The sequence below is a fragment of the Natronococcus sp. A-GB1 genome, from assembly GCF_029688845.1.
In the GTDB taxonomy this organism is placed as follows: domain Archaea; phylum Halobacteriota; class Halobacteria; order Halobacteriales; family Natrialbaceae; genus Natronococcus.
Map to the genome: position 1 here is coordinate 41,856 of NZ_JARUKW010000016.1, position 22,265 is coordinate 64,120.

At 66.8% G+C, this 22,265-nt stretch carries 28 protein-coding genes, 2 tRNA genes and 1 pseudogene; 11 read left to right on the forward strand and 20 right to left on the reverse strand.

Annotated features, from left to right (window positions below):
* Positions 1–5: 5 nt before the first annotated feature.
* The 14 genes from QA600_RS17400 to QA600_RS17465 all read right to left on the reverse strand — a co-directional run bounded on the left by QA600_RS17400 (position 6) and on the right by QA600_RS17465 (position 6,506).
* The gene (locus tag QA600_RS17400) at positions 6–134 is read right to left on the reverse strand and encodes a hypothetical protein (RefSeq protein WP_278293208.1); all 129 of its coding nucleotides are present in this window, start codon (positions 132–134) and stop codon (positions 6–8) included.
* Positions 135–210: 76 nt separating this feature from the next.
* Positions 211–993, reverse strand: a complete 783-nt coding sequence (gene rpsB, locus QA600_RS17405) for a 30S ribosomal protein S2 (RefSeq protein ID WP_278293209.1) — start codon at positions 991–993, stop codon at positions 211–213.
* Positions 990–2,201 (reverse strand): phosphopyruvate hydratase, encoded by a 1,212-nt coding sequence (gene eno / locus QA600_RS17410; protein WP_278293210.1) that lies wholly within the window; start codon positions 2,199–2,201, stop codon positions 990–992. Before eno ends, rpsB begins: the two co-directional genes overlap by 4 nt.
* A complete protein-coding gene (locus tag QA600_RS17415) occupies positions 2,198–2,380 on the reverse strand; it encodes a DNA-directed RNA polymerase subunit K (protein WP_278293211.1) in 183 nt (60 codons plus the stop codon). The genes eno and QA600_RS17415 overlap by 4 nt, the downstream gene beginning before the upstream one ends.
* Positions 2,381–2,382: 2 nt before the next feature.
* On the reverse strand, positions 2,383–2,577 hold the full coding sequence (locus tag QA600_RS17420) for a DNA-directed RNA polymerase subunit N (protein WP_005557945.1): 195 nt from the start codon (positions 2,575–2,577) through the stop codon (positions 2,383–2,385).
* Positions 2,578–2,589: 12 nt separating this feature from the next.
* Positions 2,590–2,988, reverse strand: coding sequence for a 30S ribosomal protein S9 (locus QA600_RS17425; protein ID WP_005557947.1), 399 nt, complete (start codon positions 2,986–2,988; stop codon positions 2,590–2,592).
* Positions 2,982–3,422: a 50S ribosomal protein L13 gene (locus QA600_RS17430; protein ID WP_005557949.1), complete on the reverse strand. Its 441-nt coding sequence runs from the start codon at positions 3,420–3,422 to the stop codon at positions 2,982–2,984. The genes QA600_RS17425 and QA600_RS17430 overlap by 7 nt, the downstream gene beginning before the upstream one ends.
* Complete coding sequence (locus tag QA600_RS17435; RefSeq protein WP_005557951.1) at positions 3,419–3,772, reverse strand: 50S ribosomal protein L18e; 354 nt, start codon at positions 3,770–3,772, stop codon at positions 3,419–3,421. The genes QA600_RS17430 and QA600_RS17435 overlap by 4 nt, the downstream gene beginning before the upstream one ends.
* A 183-nt stretch (positions 3,773–3,955) precedes the next feature.
* Positions 3,956–4,040 (reverse strand) — tRNA-Leu (locus tag QA600_RS17440).
* Positions 4,041–4,171: 131 nt separating this feature from the next.
* Positions 4,172–4,921: a DNA-directed RNA polymerase subunit D gene (locus QA600_RS17445; RefSeq protein WP_278293212.1), complete on the reverse strand. Its 750-nt coding sequence runs from the start codon at positions 4,919–4,921 to the stop codon at positions 4,172–4,174.
* Between the two features lie 3 nt (positions 4,922–4,924).
* The gene (locus tag QA600_RS17450) at positions 4,925–5,314 is read right to left on the reverse strand and encodes a 30S ribosomal protein S11 (protein ID WP_005557955.1); all 390 of its coding nucleotides are present in this window, start codon (positions 5,312–5,314) and stop codon (positions 4,925–4,927) included.
* Between the two features lies 1 nt (position 5,315).
* Positions 5,316–5,837 (reverse strand): 30S ribosomal protein S4, encoded by a 522-nt coding sequence (locus QA600_RS17455; RefSeq protein ID WP_278293213.1) that lies wholly within the window; start codon positions 5,835–5,837, stop codon positions 5,316–5,318.
* Positions 5,837–6,352: a 30S ribosomal protein S13 gene (locus QA600_RS17460; RefSeq protein WP_005557961.1), complete on the reverse strand. Its 516-nt coding sequence runs from the start codon at positions 6,350–6,352 to the stop codon at positions 5,837–5,839. The genes QA600_RS17455 and QA600_RS17460 overlap by 1 nt, the downstream gene beginning before the upstream one ends.
* Positions 6,353–6,423: 71 nt before the next feature.
* Positions 6,424–6,506: transfer RNA gene (locus tag QA600_RS17465), tRNA-Ser, on the reverse strand.
* 180 nt (positions 6,507–6,686) lie between these two features.
* Between QA600_RS17465 and QA600_RS17470 the strand changes: the two genes are divergently transcribed.
* From QA600_RS17470 to QA600_RS17485, 4 genes are read left to right on the forward strand one after another with little or no spacing between them, the layout of a single operon-like run.
* Positions 6,687–7,613, forward strand: a complete 927-nt coding sequence (locus QA600_RS17470; RefSeq protein ID WP_278293214.1) for a DUF4129 domain-containing protein — start codon at positions 6,687–6,689, stop codon at positions 7,611–7,613.
* The gene (locus tag QA600_RS17475) at positions 7,610–9,556 is read left to right on the forward strand and encodes a DUF58 domain-containing protein (RefSeq protein ID WP_278293215.1); all 1,947 of its coding nucleotides are present in this window, start codon (positions 7,610–7,612) and stop codon (positions 9,554–9,556) included. Before QA600_RS17470 ends, QA600_RS17475 begins: the two co-directional genes overlap by 4 nt.
* Entirely contained in the window at positions 9,553–10,089 is a 537-nt protein-coding gene (locus QA600_RS17480; RefSeq protein WP_278293216.1) for a hypothetical protein, read from the forward strand. Before QA600_RS17475 ends, QA600_RS17480 begins: the two co-directional genes overlap by 4 nt.
* Positions 10,090–10,149: 60 nt before the next feature.
* On the forward strand, positions 10,150–10,584 hold the full coding sequence (locus tag QA600_RS17485; protein WP_278293217.1) for a hypothetical protein: 435 nt from the start codon (positions 10,150–10,152) through the stop codon (positions 10,582–10,584).
* Here QA600_RS17485 and moaA read toward each other — a convergent pair.
* Entirely contained in the window at positions 10,581–11,552 is a 972-nt protein-coding gene (gene moaA, locus QA600_RS17490) for a GTP 3',8-cyclase MoaA (protein ID WP_278293218.1), read from the reverse strand. The genes QA600_RS17485 and moaA overlap by 4 nt on opposite strands.
* 139 nt (positions 11,553–11,691) lie before the next feature.
* Between moaA and QA600_RS17495 the strand changes: the two genes are divergently transcribed.
* Positions 11,692–12,351: a helix-turn-helix domain-containing protein gene (locus QA600_RS17495; protein ID WP_278293219.1), complete on the forward strand. Its 660-nt coding sequence runs from the start codon at positions 11,692–11,694 to the stop codon at positions 12,349–12,351.
* A gap of 46 nt (positions 12,352–12,397) precedes the next feature.
* Positions 12,398–12,619, forward strand: coding sequence for a hypothetical protein (locus QA600_RS17500; protein ID WP_278293220.1), 222 nt, complete (start codon positions 12,398–12,400; stop codon positions 12,617–12,619).
* On the opposite strand, the gene QA600_RS17505 is transcribed toward QA600_RS17500, so the two are convergent.
* From QA600_RS17505 to QA600_RS17515, 3 genes and pseudogenes are all read right to left on the reverse strand, one after another.
* On the reverse strand, positions 12,616–14,076 hold the full coding sequence (locus QA600_RS17505) for an RtcB family protein (protein WP_278293221.1): 1,461 nt from the start codon (positions 14,074–14,076) through the stop codon (positions 12,616–12,618). The two genes, QA600_RS17500 and QA600_RS17505, sit on opposite strands and share 4 nt — an antisense overlap.
* 48 nt (positions 14,077–14,124) lie before the next feature.
* A pseudogene (locus QA600_RS17510) lies at positions 14,125–15,189 on the reverse strand (DoxX family protein).
* A 139-nt stretch (positions 15,190–15,328) separates the two neighbouring features.
* Positions 15,329–15,748, reverse strand: a complete 420-nt coding sequence (locus QA600_RS17515; protein WP_278293222.1) for an archease — start codon at positions 15,746–15,748, stop codon at positions 15,329–15,331.
* 153 nt (positions 15,749–15,901) lie between these two features.
* Here QA600_RS17515 and QA600_RS17520 point away from each other — a divergent pair, with 153 nt between their 5' ends.
* The 5 genes from QA600_RS17520 to QA600_RS17540 all read left to right on the forward strand — a co-directional run bounded on the left by QA600_RS17520 (position 15,902) and on the right by QA600_RS17540 (position 19,499).
* The gene (locus QA600_RS17520) at positions 15,902–16,378 is read left to right on the forward strand and encodes an N-acetyltransferase (protein WP_278293223.1); all 477 of its coding nucleotides are present in this window, start codon (positions 15,902–15,904) and stop codon (positions 16,376–16,378) included.
* Between the two features lie 112 nt (positions 16,379–16,490).
* Positions 16,491–17,666: a DNA primase small subunit PriS gene (gene priS / locus QA600_RS17525; RefSeq protein ID WP_278293224.1), complete on the forward strand. Its 1,176-nt coding sequence runs from the start codon at positions 16,491–16,493 to the stop codon at positions 17,664–17,666.
* Positions 17,663–18,688: a hypothetical protein gene (locus tag QA600_RS17530; protein WP_278293225.1), complete on the forward strand. Its 1,026-nt coding sequence runs from the start codon at positions 17,663–17,665 to the stop codon at positions 18,686–18,688. The genes priS and QA600_RS17530 overlap by 4 nt, the downstream gene beginning before the upstream one ends.
* A gap of 58 nt (positions 18,689–18,746) precedes the next feature.
* Positions 18,747–19,232: a thioredoxin-dependent thiol peroxidase gene (gene bcp / locus QA600_RS17535; protein WP_278293226.1), complete on the forward strand. Its 486-nt coding sequence runs from the start codon at positions 18,747–18,749 to the stop codon at positions 19,230–19,232.
* A 129-nt stretch (positions 19,233–19,361) separates the two neighbouring features.
* Positions 19,362–19,499, forward strand: coding sequence for a hypothetical protein (locus QA600_RS17540; protein WP_169331743.1), 138 nt, complete (start codon positions 19,362–19,364; stop codon positions 19,497–19,499).
* A 57-nt stretch (positions 19,500–19,556) separates the two neighbouring features.
* Here QA600_RS17540 and QA600_RS17545 read toward each other — a convergent pair whose 3' ends face one another.
* Positions 19,557–21,818, reverse strand: coding sequence for a CDC48 family AAA ATPase (locus tag QA600_RS17545; RefSeq protein ID WP_278293227.1), 2,262 nt, complete (start codon positions 21,816–21,818; stop codon positions 19,557–19,559).
* Positions 21,815–22,063 carry an Hsp20/alpha crystallin family protein gene (locus QA600_RS17550; protein WP_278293228.1) on the reverse strand — a complete coding sequence of 83 codons (249 nt, stop codon included), beginning with the start codon at positions 22,061–22,063 and terminating at the stop codon, positions 21,815–21,817. Before QA600_RS17550 ends, QA600_RS17545 begins: the two co-directional genes overlap by 4 nt.
* Positions 22,064–22,265: the final 202 nt, after the last annotated feature.

Below are 22,265 nucleotides of genomic sequence, written 5' to 3' on the forward strand. Positions count from 1 at the left end.
CGGCCCTACAGAACGGCGAACGAGATCAGCCGGTAGACGAGCCCGACCGCAAAAAGCGCTATCAGGCCGATCGTCGACACCAACACCGGCAGCGGCATTTTCTTCTCTTCGAACTCGAAGACGTGCTCGAGCATACAGTTCGTTTCACAGGGAAGAACCCTAACGCTATCGCTCCGGGGCGACGATCGACGAGAAAAGCAAATCCGTCGGCTACACCATGCTCTCGAAGTCCTCGAGCGCGTAGGACGGCTCGGCGCCGCGGCGGTCGAGAACCTCGTTGGCGAGCAGCCAGTAGACCACGGAGAGGGCCTTGCGACCCTTGTTGTTCGTTGGGACGACCAGGTCGACGTTGCTGACCTGGTTGTTCGAGTCACACATCGCGATGACCGGGATACCCACGGTGATCGCCTCCTTGACGGCCTGGGCGTCGCCGATCGGGTCGGTGACGACCACGACGTCGGGTTCGATGTAGCCGTCGTACTTCGGGTTGGTCAGTGTGCCGGGGATGAAGCGGCCGGTGCGGGCGCGGGCGCCCACGGCCTCGGCGAACTTCTCGGCCGGGAACCGACCGTACTGGCGGCTCGAGGTGACCAGGATCTGCTCCGGGTCGTAGTTCGAGAGGAAGTCCGCGGCCGTTCGGATGCGGCCGTCGGTCTTCGAGACGTCGAGCACGTAGAGGCCGTCGGTCCGGACGCGGTGGATGAACCGCTCCATGTCCTTGGTCTTCTGCTGGGTCCCGATGTGGACGCCGGCGCCGAGGTAGTCCTCGACGGGGATCAGCAGGTCGGCCTCCTCGTCGCTCATGACGTCGTCGTCGAGCGAGGGTCCTGCGTCTTCTTCGGCCTCGGCCTCCTCGGCCTCGGCGGGCTGTTCGTCAGCAGGCTCGACGTCCTCGTCGGGATCGGCGGCGGGGCCGGGCCCTTCGGCCGGCTCCTCGTCGATCTCCTCGTCGGCGGCGTCGAGCCCTTCCTGGGTTGCGTTTTCGTCTGTCATGTCGCGTCGTCTGCGATTCTGATGAGCTCGTTGAGCTTGGCGGTTCGCTCGCCGCCGACGGCGCCCGTCTTGATAAAGGGCGCGTCGGTTGCGACGGCGAGGTGTGCGATAGTCGCGTCCTCGGTCTCGCCCGAACGGTGGGAGACGACCGAGTCGTAGCCGTGCTCGGTCGCGAGTTCGATCGCGTCGAAGGCGTCGGTCAGCGTCCCGATCTGGTTCGGCTTGATCAGGATGCTGTTTGCCGCGTCGCGATCGATTCCCTCCCGCAGTCGGTCGGTGTTCGTGACGAACAGGTCGTCGCCACAGACCAGCGTCTGCTCGCCGACCTCGTCGGTGAGGTCGGCGAAGGCGTCGTAGTCGTTCTCGTCGAGGGGATCCTCGACGTAGACCAGGTCGTACTCGCGGACCAGATCGGCGATGTACTCGATCTGCTCGTCGGTGTCGCGGCTGACGCCCGCCGAGTCGTATTCGTAGGTTTCCGAGTCGGCGTCGTACATCTCCGCGGCCGCGACGTCGAGTCCGAAGCCAATCGTGAAGCCGACCTCGTCTTCGACCCGTGAGACGGCCTCCTCGACGATCTCGAACGCTTCCTCGTCGTCGATCGACGGCGCCCACGCGCCCTCGTCGCCCTTTCCGGAGGGGTAGTCACGCTCCTCGAGGATGTCGGCGACCTCGCCGTGGACGGCGGCGTTGGCGAAGACGGCGTCCTCGACGCTCGGCGCGCCGACGGGTGCGGCGAGGAACTCCTGAATGTCGGTCGCGTCGGCGGCGTGTTCGCCCCCGCCGACGACGTTGCCAAGCGGTGTCGGGAAGTTCTCGCCCCGGAAGGTGCCGCCGAGGTGCTGGAACAGCGGCGCGCCCAGCACGTCGGCGCCGGCCTTCGCGGCAGCCATCGAGATCGCGACCGCGCTGTTGGCGCCGATCTTCGAGAAGTCGTCGGTGCCGTCGGCGGCCCGCAGTGCGGCGTCGATCTCGCGCTGGTTGCCCGCGTAGGTCTCGCCGACGAGCCGCGGCACGGCGTGCTCGCGGGCTGCAGCGATCGCCTCGTCAGCCGGCAGTTCGATCGCCTCGAACTCGCCGGTACTCGCCCCGCTCGGCGCCGCGGCGCGGCCGAAGCCACCACTCTCGGTGACGACGTCGGCCTCGACCGTGGCGTTGCCACGCGAGTCGAGGATCCGGCGGAGCCGGACGTCGGTGACGAGCGTCATCGCTTCGACCCCCGGTTGACCGTAAAGGGGAGCACGTCGGCGTCGTACTCCTCGGCGGCGATCAGGATCGGTTCGCTCCGATCCGTCTCGATCAGCACCGGCGCACCGTAGGAGATCTGCAGCGCTCGCGCGCCCAGAATGCGTGCCTTCTCGTATCGGTTGTGGCGTTCCTGTTGCATTGTTACTGGTATGGTGAGACCACGTCGACGAGGTCGGTGTGGCTGACGAGCATCCGCCGACAGCAGTAGCGGTCGACGCCGAGATCGTCGAGCACCTCCTGTGGGTCTTCGTCGCCCTGGTTGGCTCGCTCGTCGAACTCCTCCCAGTGTTCGCCGACGACGTTTCCACAGGTGAAACACCGAACCGGTACCATCATATGTGAATCACCTCAGCGGTAGGACTTCTGGTAGCGAGCCCGAGCGCCCGGGCCGCCCCACTTCTTCGGTTCGGACTGTCGAACGTCGTTGACCAGCAGCGAGCGGTCGAACTCCATGTAGGCGTCGCGGAGCTCGGCGTCGTTCGTATGCTGGACGATCCCGCGGGCGATGGCGGTGCGGACGGCGTCGGCCTGTCCGCTGATGCCGCCACCCTCGACGTGGATCTCGATGTCCATCTCGTCGCGGAGTTCGTCGCCGGCGATGCGGAACGGCTCGAGCATCTTGAGTCGCGACATCTCCGGTTCGACCAGTTCGACCGGTTTCGAGTTGATACGGACGCGGCCCTCGCCCTCGCGAACCGTTGCGCGGGCGACGGCGGTCTTCTTCTTTCCACTCGTGTTCGTTACCATGTGACGTTAGCACCTAACTGTTCGCTGACCTCGTGCAGGTGCACGAAGCGGATGTTCGAGAGTCGATCGAGCGACGTGTCCTCGAGGACCTCTGCCTCGTCGTCCTCGTAGGGGTTGCCGACGTAGACCCGAACGTTGTCGAGCGCCTCCCGGCCGCGGGGCTTCTTGTACGGCAGCATGCCGCGAACGGAGCGCTTGAGGATCGTGTCGGGTCGCTTCGGGTAGTACGGACCGCTGTCGGAGCCGAGCTCCAGACGCTTGCGGTAGGTCCCGAAGACGTCCTCGGCGTCGCCGGTGATGACGGCGTCCTCTGCGTTGACGATCGCGACGCGCTCCCCGTCGAGGGCACGCTGTGCGACCTGGCTCGCGACGCGGCCGAGAATGCAGTCTCGAGCGTCGACGACGACATCTGCTTCGAACTCTGCCATGCTCATCGAATCACCCGGACGTTGGCTCCCTCGGGGTTGTTCTCGAGCACCTGCTCGAGCGGGACGGTGTCGCCGACCTGTTCGATCTTCGTCTCTGCGGAGGACGAAAAGTCGACGGCGGCGACGGTGACGTTTTTCTGTAGTGCGCCGGATCCCAGCACCTTGCCGGGAACGACGACGGTCTCTTCCTCGCGTGCGTATCGCTCGATACGGCCCAGATTGACCTCGGCGTGAGTACGCCGGGGCTTCTCGAGACGATCCGCAACGTCTTGCCAGACGTCGGCGTCCCGTTCCCGGGACGTCGACTTCAGCTCGGCGATGAGATCGTTGAGCCTCGGATTGGTTTTGCTACTCATTGGTTTCCTCCAAATACTGCGGGCACGCGACGAGACAGTTCCTCGTCTCGTCGGTGCAGTTGATCGCTGAGAAGTGGATGCAGGGAGCAGGATTTGAACCGTCGGGAGACGCTGTTGCGACTCCCGTGGCTCAAATCCGTGCGGTCCATTTTTACGGCTCTTCGGTTCGGTCGAGCCGAAAAATGCAGGGAGCAGGATTTGAACCTGCGGACTCCTACGAGACAGCGCCCTGAACGCTGCGCCGTTGGCCTGACTTGGCTATCCCTGCTCGCACTTCCGTCTACCCGTCGCCCCTTCAAACCCCTTTCGGTTCGAGCTGCCGACGTCCTGCCAGTCTCGCTGGAGACGGCGCTGGCGAGGAACGCGTCGGCGACGTGGGTTTGGGGGCGTCGGATCATGTTATAGCTGTACTGCCTCTTCGAGTTCGGTCGCGCGCGCCTCGATCGAGTCGACGGCTCGCGTGACCAGTTCCTCGACACTAAAGGAGCCGTCCGTCTCCACGTGGAAGACGAAGGCGTTCGAAACGTCCTCCAGGTGGACCTCCTTGCCGGGATGGCGGGTCGAGAGGTCGTGGTCGAACTCGCTCGTCGGGACGAGTTCGCCGTTCTCCTCGACGACTCCCCGGACGATCTGGGATTCGGGCTCCTGGAACTCCGGCAGGTCGTCGACGACCTCCACGCGCTGGAGATGTCGGTAGCCGACCGCGACCCCGCCCTGGTGTTTCGCGTGGTTCTTCCCGCGCTCGAGTCGGGCCTCGGCCTCGGCCTCGAGGCGCTGGCCCTCTTTGAGCTCGATGATCGGGACGTTCTCGTCGGCGGCTTCGACGAGCGAGTCGCTCGAGACGAGATCGCCCGAGTAGGCGGTGGCCGGTCCTTCGACGTCGATCGAGAGCGTCACGGTGTCGTCCTCGACGAACTCGCCTTCCGGCGGGGTCGTCAGCGGAACGAGTCCGAGCCGCAGGGCGAGCTGTTCGTCGAACATCACCGACGAGTTCTCGACGAACCGGACGGTGTCGATCGCCATCGTCGGGACGTCGGCAACCATCGCGCGACGGATCCCGTTGGCGAACGCGGGGGTGATCCCGCGGACGAGGAATCGACCCTCTCGATCCCCGCGTTCGACGAACTCGACGTCGTACTCCTCACTCATGGGTTAGTAGCCGCCCTTGCCTTTGGGTGCGCGCGATCCGTCGTGTGGGATCGGCGTGACGTCCTCGATGCGCCCGATCTCGATGCCCGAGCGGGCCAGCGCGCGGATCGTCGCCTGCGCGCCGGGACCGGGGGACTTCTGGAGGTTGCCGCCGGGACCGCGCACGCGAACGTGCAGTCCCGTGATGCCGGCAGCCTTGACCTCCTCGGCGATCGACTCGGCCATCTGCATCGCCGCGTACGGCGAGGCCTCGTCGCGGTTCTGCTTGACCGCGGTCCCGCCGGAGGACTTGGCGATCGTCTCCGACCCGGTGAGGTCGGTGACGGTCATGATCGTGTTGTTGAACGATGCGTGCACGTGGGCTACGCCCCACTTCTCGTCGTCCTGGCTCATGTTATTGCTCCTCCGCGCGTTCCGGGTGCAGGTCGTCCGACAGCGGGCTGTTCTCCTCGAAGCCGACGAGATCCTCCTCGTCGACGTCGACGACGTAGGAGGGAACCCGGTGGCGCTGGCCGTCGACCACGATGTGGCCGTGGACGATGAACTGACGGGCCTGCTGGGTCGTGTTCGCGAACCCCTTCCGGTAGACGACCGTCTGGAGACGGCGCTCGAGGACGTCCTCGATCTCGAGGGAGAGAACGTCGCCGAGCTCGTCGGCCTCGTTGAGGATGCCGACGCGCTTGAGCCGTCCGAGGAACTCCTCGGAGCGGCGCATGACGGTCTCGTCGTCCTGTGCCTGACCGAGCAGGTCACGCGCCTCGCGTCGGTAGGAACGAAGCTCGGACTGCGCTCGCCAGAGCTCCTCCTTGTTCGAGAGCCCGTAGCGCTCGACCAGCGAGTGTTCGTCGGCGATGCGCTCGCCCTGGTAGGGATGATTCGGCGTCTCGTACTGCTTGGTGTCGGTTCCGAGCGGCATTATTCGTCATCCTCCTCGGCGGCTTCCTCTTCCTGTTCCTCGCGGATCTCCTCGACGTTGACGCCGATGGTGCCCTCCGTACGACCGGTGGACTTCGTTCGCTGGCCGCGGACCTTCTGGCCGCGTTTGTGGCGAACGCCCCTGTAGGAGTCGATCATCTTCATCCGGTTGATGTCGTGCTGTCGGGTCAACTGGAGATCGTTGCCGATCTCGTGGGTTGTTTCGCCGGTGTAGAAGTCGTTCTGGCGGTTGTTGAGCCAGTCCGGGACTTCGTCGGCGTAGTTCTCTACGACTGTCACGACCTCGTCGATGACGTCTTCGTCGAGTCGGCCGAACGTCGCCGTTCGGTCGACGCCCGCTTTCTCGGCGATGAGTCGGGCGGTCCGACGACCGATCCCGTTCATCTCCGAGAGCGAGCGTTCGACGGATTTCGTCCCGTCGAGGTCGGTTTGACCGATGCGGACGAAGTACTGAAGGTCTTCGTCCTCTTGCTCTTGAGGTTCTTCCTCGCTCATGTGTGGTGAATCTGTGTCTGGTGTGCGCGCGTTTCAGAGCCGACCGACTGGACGTCGATCGGGTAAGCCGACGTCGTGGCGGGGATTTGAACCCCGGAGGCTTGACGCCACATGGTTAGCAACCATGCGCCTTGGGCCGCTTGGCTACCACGACACGGTGTGTGTATCGTCGCCCGTACGGACTCGGGGACGGCGTCCCCTGCACGTATTGCACTCACACCTATCGCCGATGGGTACTTAAGCGCAACGAATCCCCCTCGGCTGCGGGCGCCAAACGTTGGCAAAACGGAAGGACCGGCGCTTATTACCGACGCCTTCGTATCGCCGTCAACGCGTGTCACGAAGAACCGTCCTCGTCCGCCTCGTCGCCGCGGCCGCCGCGATCGTCGCGATCGGGCTGGCCGCGGCGACCGTTCGCTCACCGCTCGAGACCGGTGGCTCCGGCGGGACGGGGACCGGCGAGGGGGAGGGAGGAGGCACTGGACAGCCACCCGAACCCGACCCCCAGACCGGCGGTGAGATCCCGCCGTTTCTCGAGTATCTCCTCTACGCCGTCGTTGCCCTGCTGGCGATCATCCTGGTCTGGTACCTGCTGGCCCACCGTCGGGATGCCGTTCGGCTGCTCGCGATCGCCCTCGTCGTCGCGCTCGTCGCTCTCGGGCTGGCGTACGCGCTGGCGGCCCTGGGAACGGTGCCGCTCGGCGGCGAGGAGCCGACCGTCGAAGAGGCCGAGGAGCCGGGCATCGGGGAAGAAGGGGGTGAGCCCGGGGAGGGTGACGGCGAGCGATCGGTTCCCACCGGGCCGCTCCTCGGTGTCCTCGCCGTTCTCGCGGCCGTCTTCGTCGGTGGGCTCCTGCTAACTCGAAACGCGACCGAACCGACGTCTCCGCCCTCGGAACCGACACCCGAAGATGAGGGACGAGCGCCGACCGAGACCGAGGCTGCCGCCGTCGGCTCCGCCGCGGGTCGCGCGGCTGATCGGATCGACGGGGGGACCGCCGCCGACAACGAGGTGTACCGCGCCTGGCGGGAGATGACCGCACCCCTCGAGGTCGACCGCCCCGACTCGAGCACGCCCCGGGAGTTCGCCGACGCCGCGATCGAAGCTGGACTCGAGCGCGACCACGTCGAGGAACTCACCCGGCTGTTCGAGGACGTCAGGTACGGCGACAGCGAGACGACGGCGGCGATGGAGCGACGGGCCGTGTCGGTCCTCCGAAAGATCGAGTCCGAGTACGCCGACGGAGGCGACGGAACGTGAACCGCCGAGCCATCGCGCTGGCGTTCGGTCTGGCGGCGTTCGTCGCCGCGATCGCCGTCCTCGCCGGCCTCCTCGAGTTCGGGCTCGCACAGCCGGTGATCGTCGTCGTCGGTCTCGCCGCGATCGGGATCGGCCTTCGGGCGCTGTTTGCCCGCGAGCCGCCTCGGAACGTTGGCACACCCGACCCCGAGCGCTCGACTGACGTTCCCGTCCCGGGCGAAACCCTCCGGGAGTCGCTTGGAGCCTTTCGGTCGGTCGAGACGAGCTACGCGGTGACGAGCCGCAGAACCGTCGAGGGGCTTCGAGCCGCGGCGATCGCGGTCTGCTCGCGGTTCGGTGGGGACGACGAGGAGCGAGCACGCGAGCGCGTCGAGTCCGGGGAGTGGACCGACGACGACGTCGCGGCCGCCTTCCTCTCGCCCTCGCTCGAGCGACCGTCGGGATCGGTTCGAGACAGAATCGCCGCCGTCGCGGGTCGCGGGTCGCGGTGCGACGACGGCGTTCGACGCGCGGTCGCCGCCATCGCGAGGGTCGGCGACGGCGAGAGCGACGGCTCGCTTCCCCGGTACGATCCCGACGAGGGACGACCCGTTCGCGATCGGGGAACACGGACCGCCACGGACCCGATCGACGGCACCCAACGGCGCCGCGAGCGCGCGACGAACTACTGGCACGGAATCGGCGTCGTCGCGCTGCTGGCCGTCGGCGTCGGGGTCGTCGCCGAGGCCCCCGCGGTCGTCCTGGCCGGCGTCGTCGGCGTCGGCTACGCCGGCTTCTCCCGGGCGTTCGAGCCGCCCGAGCTCGAGCTCTCGATCGATCGCGAACTGAGCGACGACGAGCCCGCACCCGGCGACGAGATCGACGTGACGGTGACGATCATCAACGAGCGCGACGGGTTCGTCCCCGACCTCCGGATCGTCGACGGCGTCCCCGCGGGGATGGCCGTCACGGAGGGCTCGAGTCGGCTCGGAACCGCGCTCCGGCCCGGCGAGTCGGTTCGCCTCGAGTACGCGGTCACGGTCGGGCGCGGCAGCCACGAGTTCGACCCCGTGCTCGCGGTCGTCGGCGACCTCTCGCGGTCGACCGAACGCGAGTACCTGGTCGGCGCGGAGACGACGGTCGTCTGCGAGCCCGAGCTGCGACCGGTCGCGGCTCCGGTTCCGCTGCGTCCCGCCGGAGCCACCGTCTCGGGTCGACTTCGAACCGAAGAGGCGGGCGCCGGGACGACCTTCCACTCGGTCCGGCAGTACCGAAGGGGCGACCCCCTCGCCCGGGTCGACTGGAACCGCCGCGCGAGGACCGGCGAGCTGGCGACGCTGCAGTTCCACGAGGAGCGCTCGGCCCGCGTCGTCGTCCTGGTCGACGCCCGGCGTGACGCCTACTTGGCGCCCGACTCCGAGACCACCCACGCCGTCAACCGGTCGGTCGCCGCGGCGGGCCGGATCGCCGCCTCGTTGCTGGCCGAGGGTGACACCGTCGGTCTGGCGGGGCTCGGAGCGATCGACCGGAATCGGGACGAGGAGCCCTGCTGGCTCGCGCCGGCCGCGGGTCGCCACCACGAGGTCCGGCTGGCGGAGCTCCTCGCGAGCCACCCGCAGTTCTCGACGATCCCGCCGACGAACGGGGGTCGGTGGCTCTGGCAGCTTCGGGGACTCAGGCGACGGCTCGCAACCGGGACGCAGGTCGTCCTCCTGACGCCGCTTTGTGACGGCGTCTCGGAAGACATCGCGCGCCGGCTTGACTCCCGAGGGTATCCGGTCACGATCGTCAGCCCGGATCCGACCGCCGACGGCACCGCCGGCGAGCGACTGGCCCGCGTCGCCAGGACGGTCCGAATGTTCGACCTCCGGCGAGCGGGGATCCCCGTGGTCGACTGGCCTGCCGACGAGTCGATCGACACCGTCTTCGCCCGGCGAGCCGCGAGCGCGGGTGATCGCCGGTGAGCGAGATCACCCGTCGACCCGCCGTTCGCTCGAGCGTCGCCGCCGGCGCCGTCGTCCTCGTCGCCGTCCTCGCCGCGGGGAACCAATCGGCGAGCGCCCTCGGGTTCGGCGCGGTCGGCGGGCTCGTCTTCGCCGTCGGGCTGGCGACCGGCCGTCACCGCGCCGTCGACGTCGGCGCGCTCGCGCTCTTCCTCGGGGTGGTCGCCGGCGGGCTCGAGGCGACCGCGGTCGAGCCGACGATCGTCGCCACGGTCGCGACCGTCGTCGCCTGGGACCTCGCACACGGGGCGATCGCGCTCGGCGACCAGCTCGGTCGCGAGGCCGATACGCGCCGGCTCGAGGCGATTCGGGCGTCCTCGAGCCTTCTCGTGGGGTTGCTATCGGGGACTGTCGGTTACGCAGTGTACGTCTTCGGCGGGAGCGGACAACCGGTCGCAGCCGTCGTCCTGTTGCTCGTCGCAGCGGTACTGATCGTCGTCGGATTCGGCGGCGGACGGTCGGGATCGACCCGTCGACGGCGAACCCGCCACTGATAGCGGAGCCGCAGAGCGTGTCGGCCACAATAGTTTTGTGTACTAACAGAAACTACCGGTATGGAGCGACGTGCGTTCCTCGCGACGGCGGCGACCGGGGGGTTCGTTGCCACCGCGGGCTGTCTCGAGCGACTGCCGGGCGTCGGTCTCGACGCCTCGCTGGAGACGACCGATCCGGAGCTTCGGCCACAAGATCCGCCCGACGTGACCGTCGACGGCGAGGAGGTCACCGTTCGCGGCACGATCGAGTACGGGTCGAGCAGCTGCGGCGCGCTCGAGCTCGCACACGCTGACTACGAGGACTCCCAGGCTCGACTCGACGTCATCGTCGTCGCGGCCGACGACTCGGGGTGGACGTCGGCGTGTACGGACGACCTCGTGGAGGAAGGCTACCGCGTCGAGGCGACCGTCAGCGAGGGGCTGCGGCGGGTCGCCGCGACCGAACACCACGTCTTCGGGGAGACGTCCTCGACGACCGTCGACGGACTGAGCTAAACCTCCGCGTACCCCTCGACGTACTCGTCGTTGATCTCCCACTCACCGTCGTCGTTTTTGATCATGTACTCGCCGTAGTAGGGAACGCGGTTCGCGACGACCTCGCGGTAGGCCTCGCGGATCTCGGGTTTGGTCATCTCGCCCATCGGCCGGAGGTCGTCACTGCGGTTGAGACAGCCCTTCAGGTACCCCTCGTGGGTCACCCGAACGCGGTGGCAGTTCGCACAGAAGGTCGGGTTCTCGACGGGGTCGACGATCTCGACCATTCCGCCGTCGACCCAGTAGCGCTTGCGGTCGTGCATCTCCCGGTGTTCGATCTCGTCGGCCTGTTCGGCGAGCCAGTCGTGGACCCGCTGGATGTCGATGTTCCACTCCGGCCGGCCCGTCAGCTCGGGCATGTACTCGATCAGCTGGAGCTGGAGCCCGTCGTTCTCGGCGACGTGGTCGACCATCTCCGGGACGTACCCGGCAGTATGTTCGAAAACGACCATGTTGAGTTTGACCGGGTCCAGGCCGGCGTCGACGGCCGCCCGGACGCCCTCGAGGACCTTCTCGTAGGCGCCGCTTTTTGTCACTGCGGCGAAGTCCTCGGGATCGAGCGCGTCCTGGGAGACGTTGACCCGCTCGAGCCCGGCGTCGACTAAGTCCTCGGCCCGACCGGGAAGGAAGGTGCCGTTGGTCGTCAGCGAGACCTCCATCGAGTCGGGCGTACGCTCGATGATCTCCTCGAGATCCTGACGAAGCATCGGCTCTCCGCCCGTGAACTTCACCGAGTCGACGCCGAACTCCTCGACGACCTCGAGGAAGCGAACGACGTCGTCGGCGCTCATCTCGTCGTCCTGCGGATCCATCGGTCCCCGCGTGTCGCCGAGCCCCTCGTTGTGACAGTAGATGCAGTCGAAGTTACACCGATCGGTGAGCGAGATCCGAACCCCCGTGACCTCGCGCCCGAACTCGTCGGTTAACATACCACCCAGTTTCAGGTGAAACTGCTTAAGTTCGCCGGACGAAATCAACCTTCGTAACCCATTTCGGTTTCGTCAGCGGCGGTGCAGTTCCACCTCACGTGGTGTATGACTCTTGCAGTCGGCCGTCGTGTGACTCGGCATGAGCACGATCGCCGAGTTCACGATCCCCGCCGAGGCGTTCGCGCTCGGGCAGACGCTCGAGCGCGTCTCCGACCTCGAGGTCGAGGTCGAGCGCATCGTCGCGGCGGGTCCCGGGACAGTGATACCCTGCGTCCGATTCCTCGGCGACGAGGAGACCCTCGAGCGCGCCGACGACGCGCTCGCCGGAGATCCGACGGTCGAGATCGCAACGTCGATCCTCGACCTCGAGGGTGAGCGGTGTTACCGGATCCGATGGAACGAGGCGGTCGTCGACGCCGTCAGCCTGCTCACCAGAGAGGAGGCGACAGTCCTCGAGGCGGGTCTCGAGGACGATCGGTGGCGGTTTCGCGTCCTCTTTCCAGATCGAGAGGCGCTGGCCCGGAGCTACGAGTACGCGACCGATCAGGGGGTTCCGATCGATCTGCGGAAGATCAACCGCCTCGAGGAGACCCGCCACGGTCGGTTCGACCTAACCGACCCCCAGTACGAGACGCTCGTCGCGGCCCTCGAGTACGGCTACTACGACATTCCCCGGGAGATCGACATGGAGGCGCTGTCGGACGAACTCGAGATCTCCCACCAGGCCTTATCCGAACGGCTGCGCCGGGCGCACCTGACGCTCGTCAGGGAGGCGGTCGGCACCGACGAGACGCGGTGAGCGCGCCGGCAGAACACCTACCTCCGTCGGCGGGCAACGGGTGTCCATGGACCGAGAGATGCTCGCGGATCAGCAGCGGCTCGTCGAACTCGTCGAGGAGGAGGGGTGGGACGTCACCGACCTCGAGATCTCGGCCTACGACAGCCCGTGGTCCGACGAGGACGATCCCGAGGCGACCGTGACGATCACGGCCCGAAAGCCCTACGAGAGCGAGGACGACGGAAGCGATTCGGATCGCGACGACGAGAACCCGTTCCGGGTGAACTAACCCTTGATGTTACAGACGGGGAAGGTTCGCGCGACCTTGTCGCCGATGCCCAGCTCGTCGGAGACGCGGACCACCTCGTCGACGTCCTTGTAGACGCCCGGTGCTTCCTCGGCGACGGTCGCGCCCGACTGTGCCTTCACGTAGATCTGCTGTTGGTCCTGCAGCTCCTGCTGGACGTCGCCGCCCCAGTACTCGTTTTTCGCCTGGGTGCGGCTCATCAGCCGACCCGCGCCGTGGGCGGTCGAGCCGAACGTGAGGTCCATCGAGTTCTCCCCGCCACGCAGGACGTAGTTGCCGGCGCCCATGCTGCCGGGGATGATGACCGGCTGGCCGACGTCGCGGTACGCCTTCGGCACCTCGGGGTGGCCCGCGGGGAAGGCTCGAGTCGCACCCTTGCGGTGGACGTAGAGCTCGCGTTCCTCCCCGTCGACGGTGTGGAGTTCCTTCTTCGCGATGTTGTGGGCGACGTCGTACAGGAGCTCCATCTCCATCTCCTCCCACGAGCGGTCGAAGACGCGCTCGAAGACCTGCCGGGTCCGGTGCATGATCAGCTGGCGGTTGACCCACGCGAAGTTGATCGCCGCGTTCATCGCCCCGTAGTAGTCCTCGGCGAGCTGCGATCCCGCGGGTGCGGCCGCGAGCTCCTTGTCCGGCAGCCGATCGAGCAGCCCCTTGTGCTGTTGCTCGATCTTCCGCAGGTAGTCGTTACAGGTCTGGTGACCCAGCCCCCGCGAACCACAGTGGATGAGGACGACGATTTGATCCTCCTCGAGTCCGAACGCCTCGCCCACGTCGCCGTCGAAGACGTCCGTCACGCGCTGGACCTCGAGGAAGTGATTCCCCGAGCCCAGCGAGCCGATCTGGTTCTTGCCGCGGTCCTTGGCCTTCTGGCTCACCTTGTCGGGGTCGGCGCCCTCGCGCATCCCCTCGTCCTCACAGTGCAGGAGGTCGTCCTCGACGGCGTGACCGTGCTCGAGCGCCCAGTCGACGCCTCGAGCGAGGATCTCGTCGACGGCGTCGATGTCAGCCTCGACGATCCCACCGCCGCCGAGCCCCGAGGGAACGTTGGCAAAGAGGGAGTCGACGAGCTCCTCCTCGCGGCCCTGGAGTTCGTCGTAAGTGAGGTTTGTCCGCATCATTCTTACGCCGCAATTGATATCGTAACCAACTGCTCCAGGGGAGATACAGCCGTTCTCGGCGTCGAGCGCGCCGACTCCCCCGACGGGGAAGCCATATCCCTGGTGGCCGTCGGGCATACAGATCGCGTTCGTCGTGATCCCCGGCAGGTGGGTCGTGTTCTTGAGCTGCTGGAGGGTCTTGTCCTCGCTGATCTCCTCGAGTAAGGCCTCGCTGGCGAGCACCCGCGCGGGGACGTTCATCTCCCCTTCCTGCGGGATCTCCCAGACGTAGTCGCGTACCTTCTCGAGGGTGATGCCGTCGGCGTCGAAGGTGGTCATACGCGATACTCCGACGGCGACGATGAAAGAACGTTCGCCTCGATACCGTCAGTCGACCTCGGTGAGTCGGCCGTCGACACCGAGGGGACCGCTCCCGGTGATCAGCAGCACCGAGGCCATTCCGAACAGCGCGACGTGAGCCAGCACGGGGTCGTCGGGCAGCGCGAACAGCGTCAGGGTAAACATCGCGATCGCCGACAGCGCCGTCGCGCGGGTAAAGAAGCCGAAGATCAGGGCAATCCCAAGGGCGATCTCGGCCAGCCCCGCGCCCATCACCCACAGCTCCGGACTGACCGGGACCACGCTCGTCAGGTCGTACTGGTCGACGACCGCCAGCGCGATCCCCGGCCGGAGGATCTTCTGGGTCAGTCCGAGGTAGATAAACGTCGCGCCGAGGCCGACCCGGACTACCGTCGGCAGGTACCGCTTGTGCGGCTCGTTCCACTTCTGGAACCGACGGGCGTGATCGTAGACGACGTCGATCCGACCGTAGAGCGTACCGTGCATCCCGGCCATCCGCTGGAGGACGTGGTCCGCGCTCGGTTTGCCGCTCCCGACGAGCGCGACTGCAAGCAGCCCGCCGACGAACTCGAGCTGTAACAGCAACAGCGGACGAAACGCCAGTCCGACGAGGTACGCCGCGAGCGCCGCCAGCGCGACGACTCGAGTGCCGAGCCCGAACAGCAACAGGAAGCCCAGGCCGACCTGCAGGAGCCGGAGTTCGACCTCGACCGCGGGACTGATGAAGTAGCCGCCAAAGCCGGCGCCGATAAGGGGAATCCCGAACGAGATCCGCAACAGTCACGGGACGTACCTGGTGTACTCGCCCATCGCGTCCCTGAACGCGGCCACGTCCCGTGGTGCGGGCCGAACGTACAGATACCCACCAAGGAAGGCCAAGGCGGCCAGGCCGCCGGCGACGAGCGGCCCGACGACGAAGGGATCGGTCAGCGCGTCGGTCAGAAACTCCGCGACGGGAACGTCGTACTCCTCGTCGGCGACGTACTCCTCGTGGGCGCCGGCCGACCCGGTTGCGAGCGCGGCGAGCGCGAGCAGCGAGCCGACGGTCGCGGCGACGGCCGCGACGGGTCGCGAGCGACGATAGTCGTCCATCGCGTAGTGTATCGCGGAGGCGACTGAAAAACATCCACCTGGCGGTACCCGAACTCCCTCGGGCGAACTCCTGTATATCGATTCCGGAGCGACCTAGGGCGGCTCGTGGTCGCCCTGGACAGCGGTACAGTGGACCGTCTCAGACGTCGAAGACCACGTACGCCTCCCAGCCGTCGCCGACCTCCTCGAGTCGCATCTCGGAATAGGTGACGGCCTTGATCTCGCGGGCGGTGATCGCCTCGAGGGGAACCCCGCGGGCGCTGCCCTCGAGACGCCACTCCTCCGCGTCCAGTTCCTCGATCCGTTCGACGCGGTGGTCGACGGGCAGGGCCGCCCGGACGTCCCGCAGGTAGATCAGTTCGTCCAGGAAGTCGAACAGCAGCGCCTCGCGGCTCTCGGCCGTCACCGACACCGAGAAGCGCTCGCCGGTCCCGTCCGGAATCGACTCGCAGGAGGCGGCCGCGAGCCCGTCGGCGATAGCCGCGAAGACCGCCTCGAGGCTTCCCCCGGTCGCTTCGACCCCGATGTCTGCGGTGTGATCGCGAAGCTGGAACTCCATACACCCTCGTTCTCGGGCCCGCGAGGTATGTCCGTCGCTTCGATCCGCCGGTGCCGCGTCTCCGGCAGTATCGACGACAGGTCGACGAGCGGTTCCCGGCGAACGACCGCGCTGCCGGTGGAATTATATTGGCGAGCCTGCTACACTGTGGTAGTGAGCGTCAATATCGACAGTCGCGTCGTCGCCCCGGGGAGCGACGAGTACGTCGACGAGGCCTGGCGGCTCAAGGAGCGAATCAACAGCCAGGAGGGGGTGCTGAAGCAGCGCCACGACTTCTTTACCGACGCGTACCGGCGATCGACGGTCCACTGCTACCTGCAGGAGGACGATCTTGTGGGTTTTGCCGCGGTTCGTCGCGATGGCTACATTCTCTTTCTGGCGGTCTCGACGGCGTTTCGCGGCCAGGGGATCGGCAAGCGACTCGTCGCGCGGGTCGCCGACGACAACGAGTCGATCACCTGCCACGCTCGGACCAGCAACGAAAACGCCCTCGAGTTCTACGAACACCTCGGCTTCGAGATCAAACGTCGGATCAACGGCTACTACGAGGACGGCGGCGACGCCTACTACCTCAAACTCGGCTCGGACTCCGGACTTGCCGACCGGATCTCGGAGTTCGTTCGCCGGTAGACCGCCGTTATTTCGCGCTTGCTGCCCCGTGAGCGACCGCTCGGGAGGGGTCCCCACGGGGCCGGGGTTTTCGGCAGGATTATACCGCCACGACGACGAGCACACGAGGCGCATGGAGGAGCGAACGAGGGCCTATCTTCGGGGTCGATTCCGCGATCACTACCGCCGCACGGAGCTGACGCTCCCACCTGCGGCCAACGAGCGCGAGTGGGGATACATCCCCTGGACCGACGGACCCGATACGACGATGGTCCGGCACCGTTCGCTGCTCGAACTCGGCGACCTCGAGGAGTTCCTCGTCCGCAAGCGGCCCCGCCACGTCTACTTCTCGGCGGGGCGGTTTCGCGACCCCGGCGCGAGCTCGATGCACGAGAAGGACTGGCAGTCCGCGGATCTCGTCTTCGACCTCGACGCCGACCACCTGCCGAACGTAACCCTCGGCGAGGACTCCTACGCCGAGATGCTCGCGACGTGTAAGGACGCCCTGCTCCGCCTGCTCGACTTTCTCGAGGACGACTTTGCGTTCGAGGAGCTGGAGATCGTCTTCTCGGGCGGGCGGGGGTACCACGTCCACGTCCGCGACGAGTCGATCCGTCACTTCGACCGGGAGCACCGCCGCGAGGTCGTCGACTACGTCCGCGGGATCGGCCTCGAGTTCGAGGAGCTGATCGAGACCGAGACCGTCGCCGGCCTCGGCCGCAAGACCCCGACCGAGCGCCGCACCCTGCGAACCGAGGGTGGCTGGGGCGCCCGCACCCACGACCGATTTATGACATTCGTCGACGAGCTGCTCGCCCTCGAGGAGGAGGCGGCCCTCGAGCGGCTCCGGGAGTTCGACGGGATCGGCGAGGGGAAGGCGACGGCAACTCTCAACGCCGCCCGGAACAACCGCGGGCAACTGGAAGCGGGCAACGTCACGGTCCACACCGCCGTCTCCCAGCTGGCCGAACGGTTCGCTCACCGGGCCGTCGAAGCCGACAACGCACCGATCGACGAACCCGTAACGACCGACACGAATCGACTCATCCGCCTGCCCGGGAGTCTCCACGGCGGCAGCGGGCTCGAGACGGTTCGCCTCGAGCGCGACGAGATCGACGCCTTCGACCCGCTGGTCGACGCCGTTCCGGAGACGTTTACGGGCCACGAGATCCGGGTCGACGTCACCGACGGCGGCGAGGTCGAGCTGGGAGGAGATAGCTTTACGGTTCCGGAGGGTGACCAGTCACTTCCGGAGTACGTTGCCGTGTTCCTCATGGCCCGCGGCCGAGCCGAGAAGGAGAAAGAATGAATCTCGACGAGCTACGATCCGTCCAGAGCAAGGAGCGCCAGAAGGACAGCCTCCAGAACTTGCGCCCCTCGTTCTACCAGGAGGTCGGCGAGTACATCGCCGAACTCGAGGCCGAACGCGATCGGGCAGCCGAACGGGCCGACGACCCCTTCTCCTCGCCGGAGGTGAGCCGACTCACCGACGAGATCGAGACGGCCAAGGACGTCGTCGAGGCCATTTACGAGCGCCGAATGGGCAAACTCGTCAAGCAGGCCAGCCTCGCCGCAGCCGGCATGGCGGCCAACGACGAGGGCCTCACCGCCGAGGAGGCCGACCTCTTCGACGACCTCGTCGACCGTATCGACGCGAACAAGACCCGCGTGCTCGACGTCCTCGAGGACCTCGAGGCCGAACCCGATCCCGAACCGGAGTCGGGGCCCGCGTCCGAACCCGAGTCGGATCCGGAAGCCGAACCACTAACCGACTCGGTGAGCGACGCCTCGAGATCGGCCGCCGACCCCGGCGCGTCGACCGACGACGCGCCGCCTACGCCGCCGATGGAGCCGGATCCGGTCGACGGCGACGCGGACGTCGACCCGACGACCCTCGAACCGAACGATGTCTCCCGAACGGCGGAGGCGAGCGAAGGCGAGAGCGAGGTCACAGCCGCCGACGTCATGGGTGGTGCCGGCCCGTCGACCGGGGACGCAAACGAGGAGGCGCCGCGACCCGACGGAGAGCCGACGTCACCGGTCGACGCTGCGGATGACGGAGTCGCCGAACCGGATCCGAGCGACGCGACGCCCGGCGAGTCCGTCGATCCCGACCTCGAGGACGGTACGTCCGCCGGCCCCAAGGCAGCCGCTGGAGCCCCTACCGAGGACACTGTCGATCGCGTTACCGTTCGGATGACCCGCGACGTCGGGTCGATCCTCGGCGTCGACGACCGGGAATACACGCTCTCCTCCGACGACGTCGTCACGCTCCCCGAACAGAACGCCTCGCCGCTGCTCGAGCGCGACGCGGCCGAACGGCTCGACTGACGGCCGGACCCGTCCGACGCAACCGGAAGGCATACCACGCCTCCGTCGAAGAGATGGTATGCTCGAAACCGGCGACGACGCACCCGAGTTCGCACTGCAAAACCAACACGGCGAGACGGTTCGCCGTTCGGATTTCGACGGCCGACTCGTCGTCTACTTCTATCCGCGGGCGGGCACCGACGGCTGTACGACGGAGGCGCAGGAGTTCGAGGCAGCTCGCGATGAGTTCGAGAATTGCGGCGTCGGGATCGTCGGGATCAGCGACGACTCGGTCGAGGACCTCGAATCGTTCGCTACCGACCACGACCTCGAGTTCGACCTGCTGTCCGATCCCGAAGGAGAGGTCGCAACGCTGTACGATTCCTACGGCGAGAAGCAGATGTTCGGCAACACCTTCGACGGCGTCTTCCGGACCACGTACGTCGTCGATTCCGACGGCACGATCGAGGCGGCCTACGAGGACGTCTCGGCCGACGGACACGCCGAGGCCGTGCTCGAGGACCTCGCCGAACGACGGACCGGGCAGGCCGCTCCGGAGCGGTAGGCTTTCGGCGGCCCGCTCTCGGGAGGCGGCGACCGCGGGGCGAATCGGTTCGGTCGGCGGTTCCGAACCCGGTAACGTCTCGATATTTTGGGACAAAGAGTTTTTACACCGATAGCCGGACGCACCAGTATGGAGTTACAACGGCTCGTTGACGTACTCGAGGGCGAGGAGCTGACCGGTCGACAGGCCGCGATCATCGTCGCCGTATGGATGGCGCTCACGGCTGCTTTCGGAATCGTCATCTTCGTCGCCGTGTTCGTCTTTTGAAAAAAGCCGTTCCCTCGACGTGTCGGGATTAATCCGGCGGAAACGAGGACGCTTCCGTTACTGGAAGGTGCGGCCGAGCTGTTCTTCGCCCTCGGGTTCGGCGGCCTGGAACTGCTGTTCGATCTCCTCGTAGCGCTCGCGGGTCTCGGGGGTCACGCTGGGCTGGACCTCCTCGAGCGCCTGCTCGAAGTGTTCCTTGCTGATGCGGACGTTCTCGATCGTGTCGGGCATGTCGTCGGGGTCGACCGAGTTGATGAACTCCCGGCTGGCGGCCATCGAGGCCTCGCGGGTGACGGCCTCGATGTCGGCGCCGACGTACCCCTCCGTTTCGGCGGCGAGCCACTCGAGGTCGATCGCGTCGGCCAGGGGTTTGTCGCGGGTGTGGACCTCGAAGATCCGCTTGCGGCCCTCCTCGTCGGGAACCGGCACGTGGACGTGGCGGTCGAGGCGGCCGGGACGCAGCAGCGCCGAGTCGATCAGGTCCGGGCGGTTGGTCGTCGCGATCACGACGACGTCCTCGAGCTCCTCGAGACCGTCGAGTTCCGTCAGCAGCTGGGAGACGACGCGCTCACCGACGCCGGAGTCGCCCTGGCGCTGGCCGCGTTCGCCCGCGATCGAGTCGATTTCGTCGAAGAAGATCACGGTCGGGGCGTTCGAGCGGGCCTTCTCGAAGACCTCGCGGACGCCCTTCTCGGACTCGCCGACGTACTTGTTCAGCAGTTCGGGCCCCTTGATCGAGATGAAGTTCGACTGGGACTCGTTGGCCACCGCCTTGGCGAGCAGGGTCTTCCCCGTGCCGGGCGGACCGTACATGAGAACGCCCTTGGCGGCCTCCATGTCCATCTGTTCGAACACCTCGGGGTAGTCGAGGGGCCACTGGATCGTCTCGCGAAGGCGCTCTTTGGTGTCGGCGAGGCCGCCGACGTCGTCCCACGTGACGTCCGGCACCTCGACGAAGACCTCCCGGAGCGCCGACGGCTGGATTCCCTTCATCGCCTCCTTGACGTCAGTTTCGGTCACCTCGAGCGATTCGAGGATCTCGGCGTCGATCTCGTCGGACTCCAGATCGAGATCGGGACGGATCCGTCGCAGGGCGTTCATCGCGCCCTCGCGAGCGAGGCTCTCGAGGTCGGCGCCGACGAAGCCGTGGGTGTTCTCGGCGTAGTGATCGAGGTCGATATCTTCGCTGAGGGGCATCCCGCGGGTGTGGACCTGCAGAATCTCCTTGCGGCCGCCCTTGTCGGGGACGCCGATCTCGATCTCGCGGTCGAATCGGCCGCCCCGGCGCAGTGCGGGGTCGATCGCGTCGACGCGGTTCGTCGCGGCGATGACCGTGACTCGGCCCCGCTCCTCGAGCCCGTCCATCAGGCTCAGGAGCTGGGCGACGACGCGTCGTTCGACGTCGCCGCCGGCTTCTTCCCGTTTGGCGGCGATGGAGTCGAGCTCGTCGATGAAGATGATCGCGGGGGCGTTCTCCTCTGCCTCCTCGAACACCTCCCGGAGCTGCTCCTCGCTTTCGCCGTAGTACTTCGACATGATCTCCGGACCGGAGATCGTCTCGAAGTGAGCGTCGATCTCGTTGGCGACGGCTTTCGCCATCAGGGTCTTCCCGGTGCCGGGTGGGCCGTGCAGCAGGACTCCCTTCGGCGGTTCGATGCCGAGTTGCTGGAACAGCTCGGGGTGGCGCATCGGCAGCTCGATCATCTCACGGACCTGATCGAGCTCGTCGTCGAGTCCGCCGATGTCTTCGTAGGTGATGTTCGGCACGCCCTCGGGGGATTCACCCGCCTCGGAGCTGACCTGCTCGGCCGGCGTCTCGGAGATCTCGATGTTCGTCGAGTCGGTGATGACGACCGTCCCGGAGGGGTCGGCGCTGGCGATCTTCAGCGGCACCGACTGGCCGGAGCTGGCCATCGGACCGAACGACAGCGAGAACGGCACCGTCTGCCCCTCGGTGACGGCCTGGCCGGACAGCTTGTCGCGCACGAGCGGGCCGATGTCGCCGCGGATGCGGAGGTTCTGCGGGAGCGCGACCGTGACAGAGTTCGCGGGCTTGACGTCGGCCGGCTCGACGCTGACGTTGTCGTCGATCCCGACGTCGGCCTCCTGGCGCAGGCGGCCGTCGATACGGACGATGCCGCGGCCTTCGTCCTCGGGGTAGCCGGGCCAGACGCGCGCGACGGCCTGGCTGTCATCCTTGCCCTCGATAACGATGTAGTCGCCGTTTTCGAGGTCGAGCTCACGCATCGAGACGCGGTCGATCGCGGCGAGTCCGCGGCCGGCGTCCTTCTGTTTTAGGGGTTTGACGGTGAGTTTCATTGGTTGCCCTCCAGTTCGACAGTGAGCACGCCGTTTCTGATAAACGTGTGCGCGTCAGTTGCGCCGTCAGGCAGCTCGAACTCGTACTGGTCGTCGCCGTCGACGACGATGACCGTGCCGTCGACGATATCGGCGGCGGCGTCGGTACTCGCCGTGCCGAAGTCGACGGCCAGCACCGATCCGTCCTCGTACTCGTAGCGACGAGCGATCTGCTCGCCTCCACGGGTGAATTGCTCGAGTGTCATGGTGATACTAACTATGGGTAATCGTTACTAGTATATAAAAGTTTCTCCGGAAAATCACGGTACGGAATCGGGATGCCATAGGAGAGGCTTGTTCGCAGTTCGACATACGTACTCCAAACTCAGGTCCCTATCGGATCCGTCCGTTCCTGCCGGTTGTATCGGCGCCGGCTCGAGCCTTTATACCGGTCCCCACCGTCCAGAG

Bases quoted from the DNA above. Each gene is read 5' to 3' on its own strand.
- rpsB (WP_278293209.1), bottom strand. From the start codon at position 993: ATGACAGACGAAAACGCAACCCAGGAAGGGCTCGACGCCGCCGACGAG.
- QA600_RS17435 (WP_005557951.1), bottom strand. From the start codon at position 3,772: ATGAGTAGCAAAACCAATCCGAGGCTCAACGATCTCATCGCCGAGCTG.
- QA600_RS17500 (WP_278293220.1), top strand. From the start codon at position 12,398: ATGGACCGAGAGATGCTCGCGGATCAGCAGCGGCTCGTCGAACTCGTC.
- QA600_RS17460 (WP_005557961.1), bottom strand. From the start codon at position 6,352: ATGAGCGAGGAAGAACCTCAAGAGCAAGAGGACGAAGACCTTCAGTAC.
- bcp (WP_278293226.1), top strand. From the start codon at position 18,747: ATGCTCGAAACCGGCGACGACGCACCCGAGTTCGCACTGCAAAACCAA.
- QA600_RS17450 (WP_005557955.1), bottom strand. From the start codon at position 5,314: ATGAGCCAGGACGACGAGAAGTGGGGCGTAGCCCACGTGCACGCATCG.
- eno (WP_278293210.1), bottom strand. From the start codon at position 2,201: ATGACGCTCGTCACCGACGTCCGGCTCCGCCGGATCCTCGACTCGCGT.
- QA600_RS17400 (WP_278293208.1), bottom strand. From the start codon at position 134: ATGCTCGAGCACGTCTTCGAGTTCGAAGAGAAGAAAATGCCGCTGCCG.
- QA600_RS17430 (WP_005557949.1), bottom strand. From the start codon at position 3,422: ATGAGCATGGCAGAGTTCGAAGCAGATGTCGTCGTCGACGCTCGAGAC.
- QA600_RS17545 (WP_278293227.1), bottom strand. From the start codon at position 21,818: ATGAAACTCACCGTCAAACCCCTAAAACAGAAGGACGCCGGCCGCGGA.
- QA600_RS17530 (WP_278293225.1), top strand. From the start codon at position 17,663: ATGAATCTCGACGAGCTACGATCCGTCCAGAGCAAGGAGCGCCAGAAG.
- QA600_RS17495 (WP_278293219.1), top strand. From the start codon at position 11,692: ATGAGCACGATCGCCGAGTTCACGATCCCCGCCGAGGCGTTCGCGCTC.
- QA600_RS17505 (WP_278293221.1), bottom strand. From the start codon at position 14,076: ATGACCACCTTCGACGCCGACGGCATCACCCTCGAGAAGGTACGCGAC.
- priS (WP_278293224.1), top strand. From the start codon at position 16,491: ATGGAGGAGCGAACGAGGGCCTATCTTCGGGGTCGATTCCGCGATCAC.
- QA600_RS17540 (WP_169331743.1), top strand. From the start codon at position 19,362: ATGGAGTTACAACGGCTCGTTGACGTACTCGAGGGCGAGGAGCTGACC.
- moaA (WP_278293218.1), bottom strand. From the start codon at position 11,552: ATGTTAACCGACGAGTTCGGGCGCGAGGTCACGGGGGTTCGGATCTCG.
- QA600_RS17445 (WP_278293212.1), bottom strand. From the start codon at position 4,921: ATGAGTGAGGAGTACGACGTCGAGTTCGTCGAACGCGGGGATCGAGAG.
- QA600_RS17515 (WP_278293222.1), bottom strand. From the start codon at position 15,748: ATGGAGTTCCAGCTTCGCGATCACACCGCAGACATCGGGGTCGAAGCG.
- QA600_RS17415 (WP_278293211.1), bottom strand. From the start codon at position 2,380: ATGCAACAGGAACGCCACAACCGATACGAGAAGGCACGCATTCTGGGC.
- QA600_RS17550 (WP_278293228.1), bottom strand. From the start codon at position 22,063: ATGACACTCGAGCAATTCACCCGTGGAGGCGAGCAGATCGCTCGTCGC.
- QA600_RS17420 (WP_005557945.1), bottom strand. From the start codon at position 2,577: ATGATGGTACCGGTTCGGTGTTTCACCTGTGGAAACGTCGTCGGCGAA.
- QA600_RS17425 (WP_005557947.1), bottom strand. From the start codon at position 2,988: ATGGTAACGAACACGAGTGGAAAGAAGAAGACCGCCGTCGCCCGCGCA.
- QA600_RS17485 (WP_278293217.1), top strand. From the start codon at position 10,150: ATGGAGCGACGTGCGTTCCTCGCGACGGCGGCGACCGGGGGGTTCGTT.
- QA600_RS17455 (WP_278293213.1), bottom strand. From the start codon at position 5,837: ATGCCGCTCGGAACCGACACCAAGCAGTACGAGACGCCGAATCATCCC.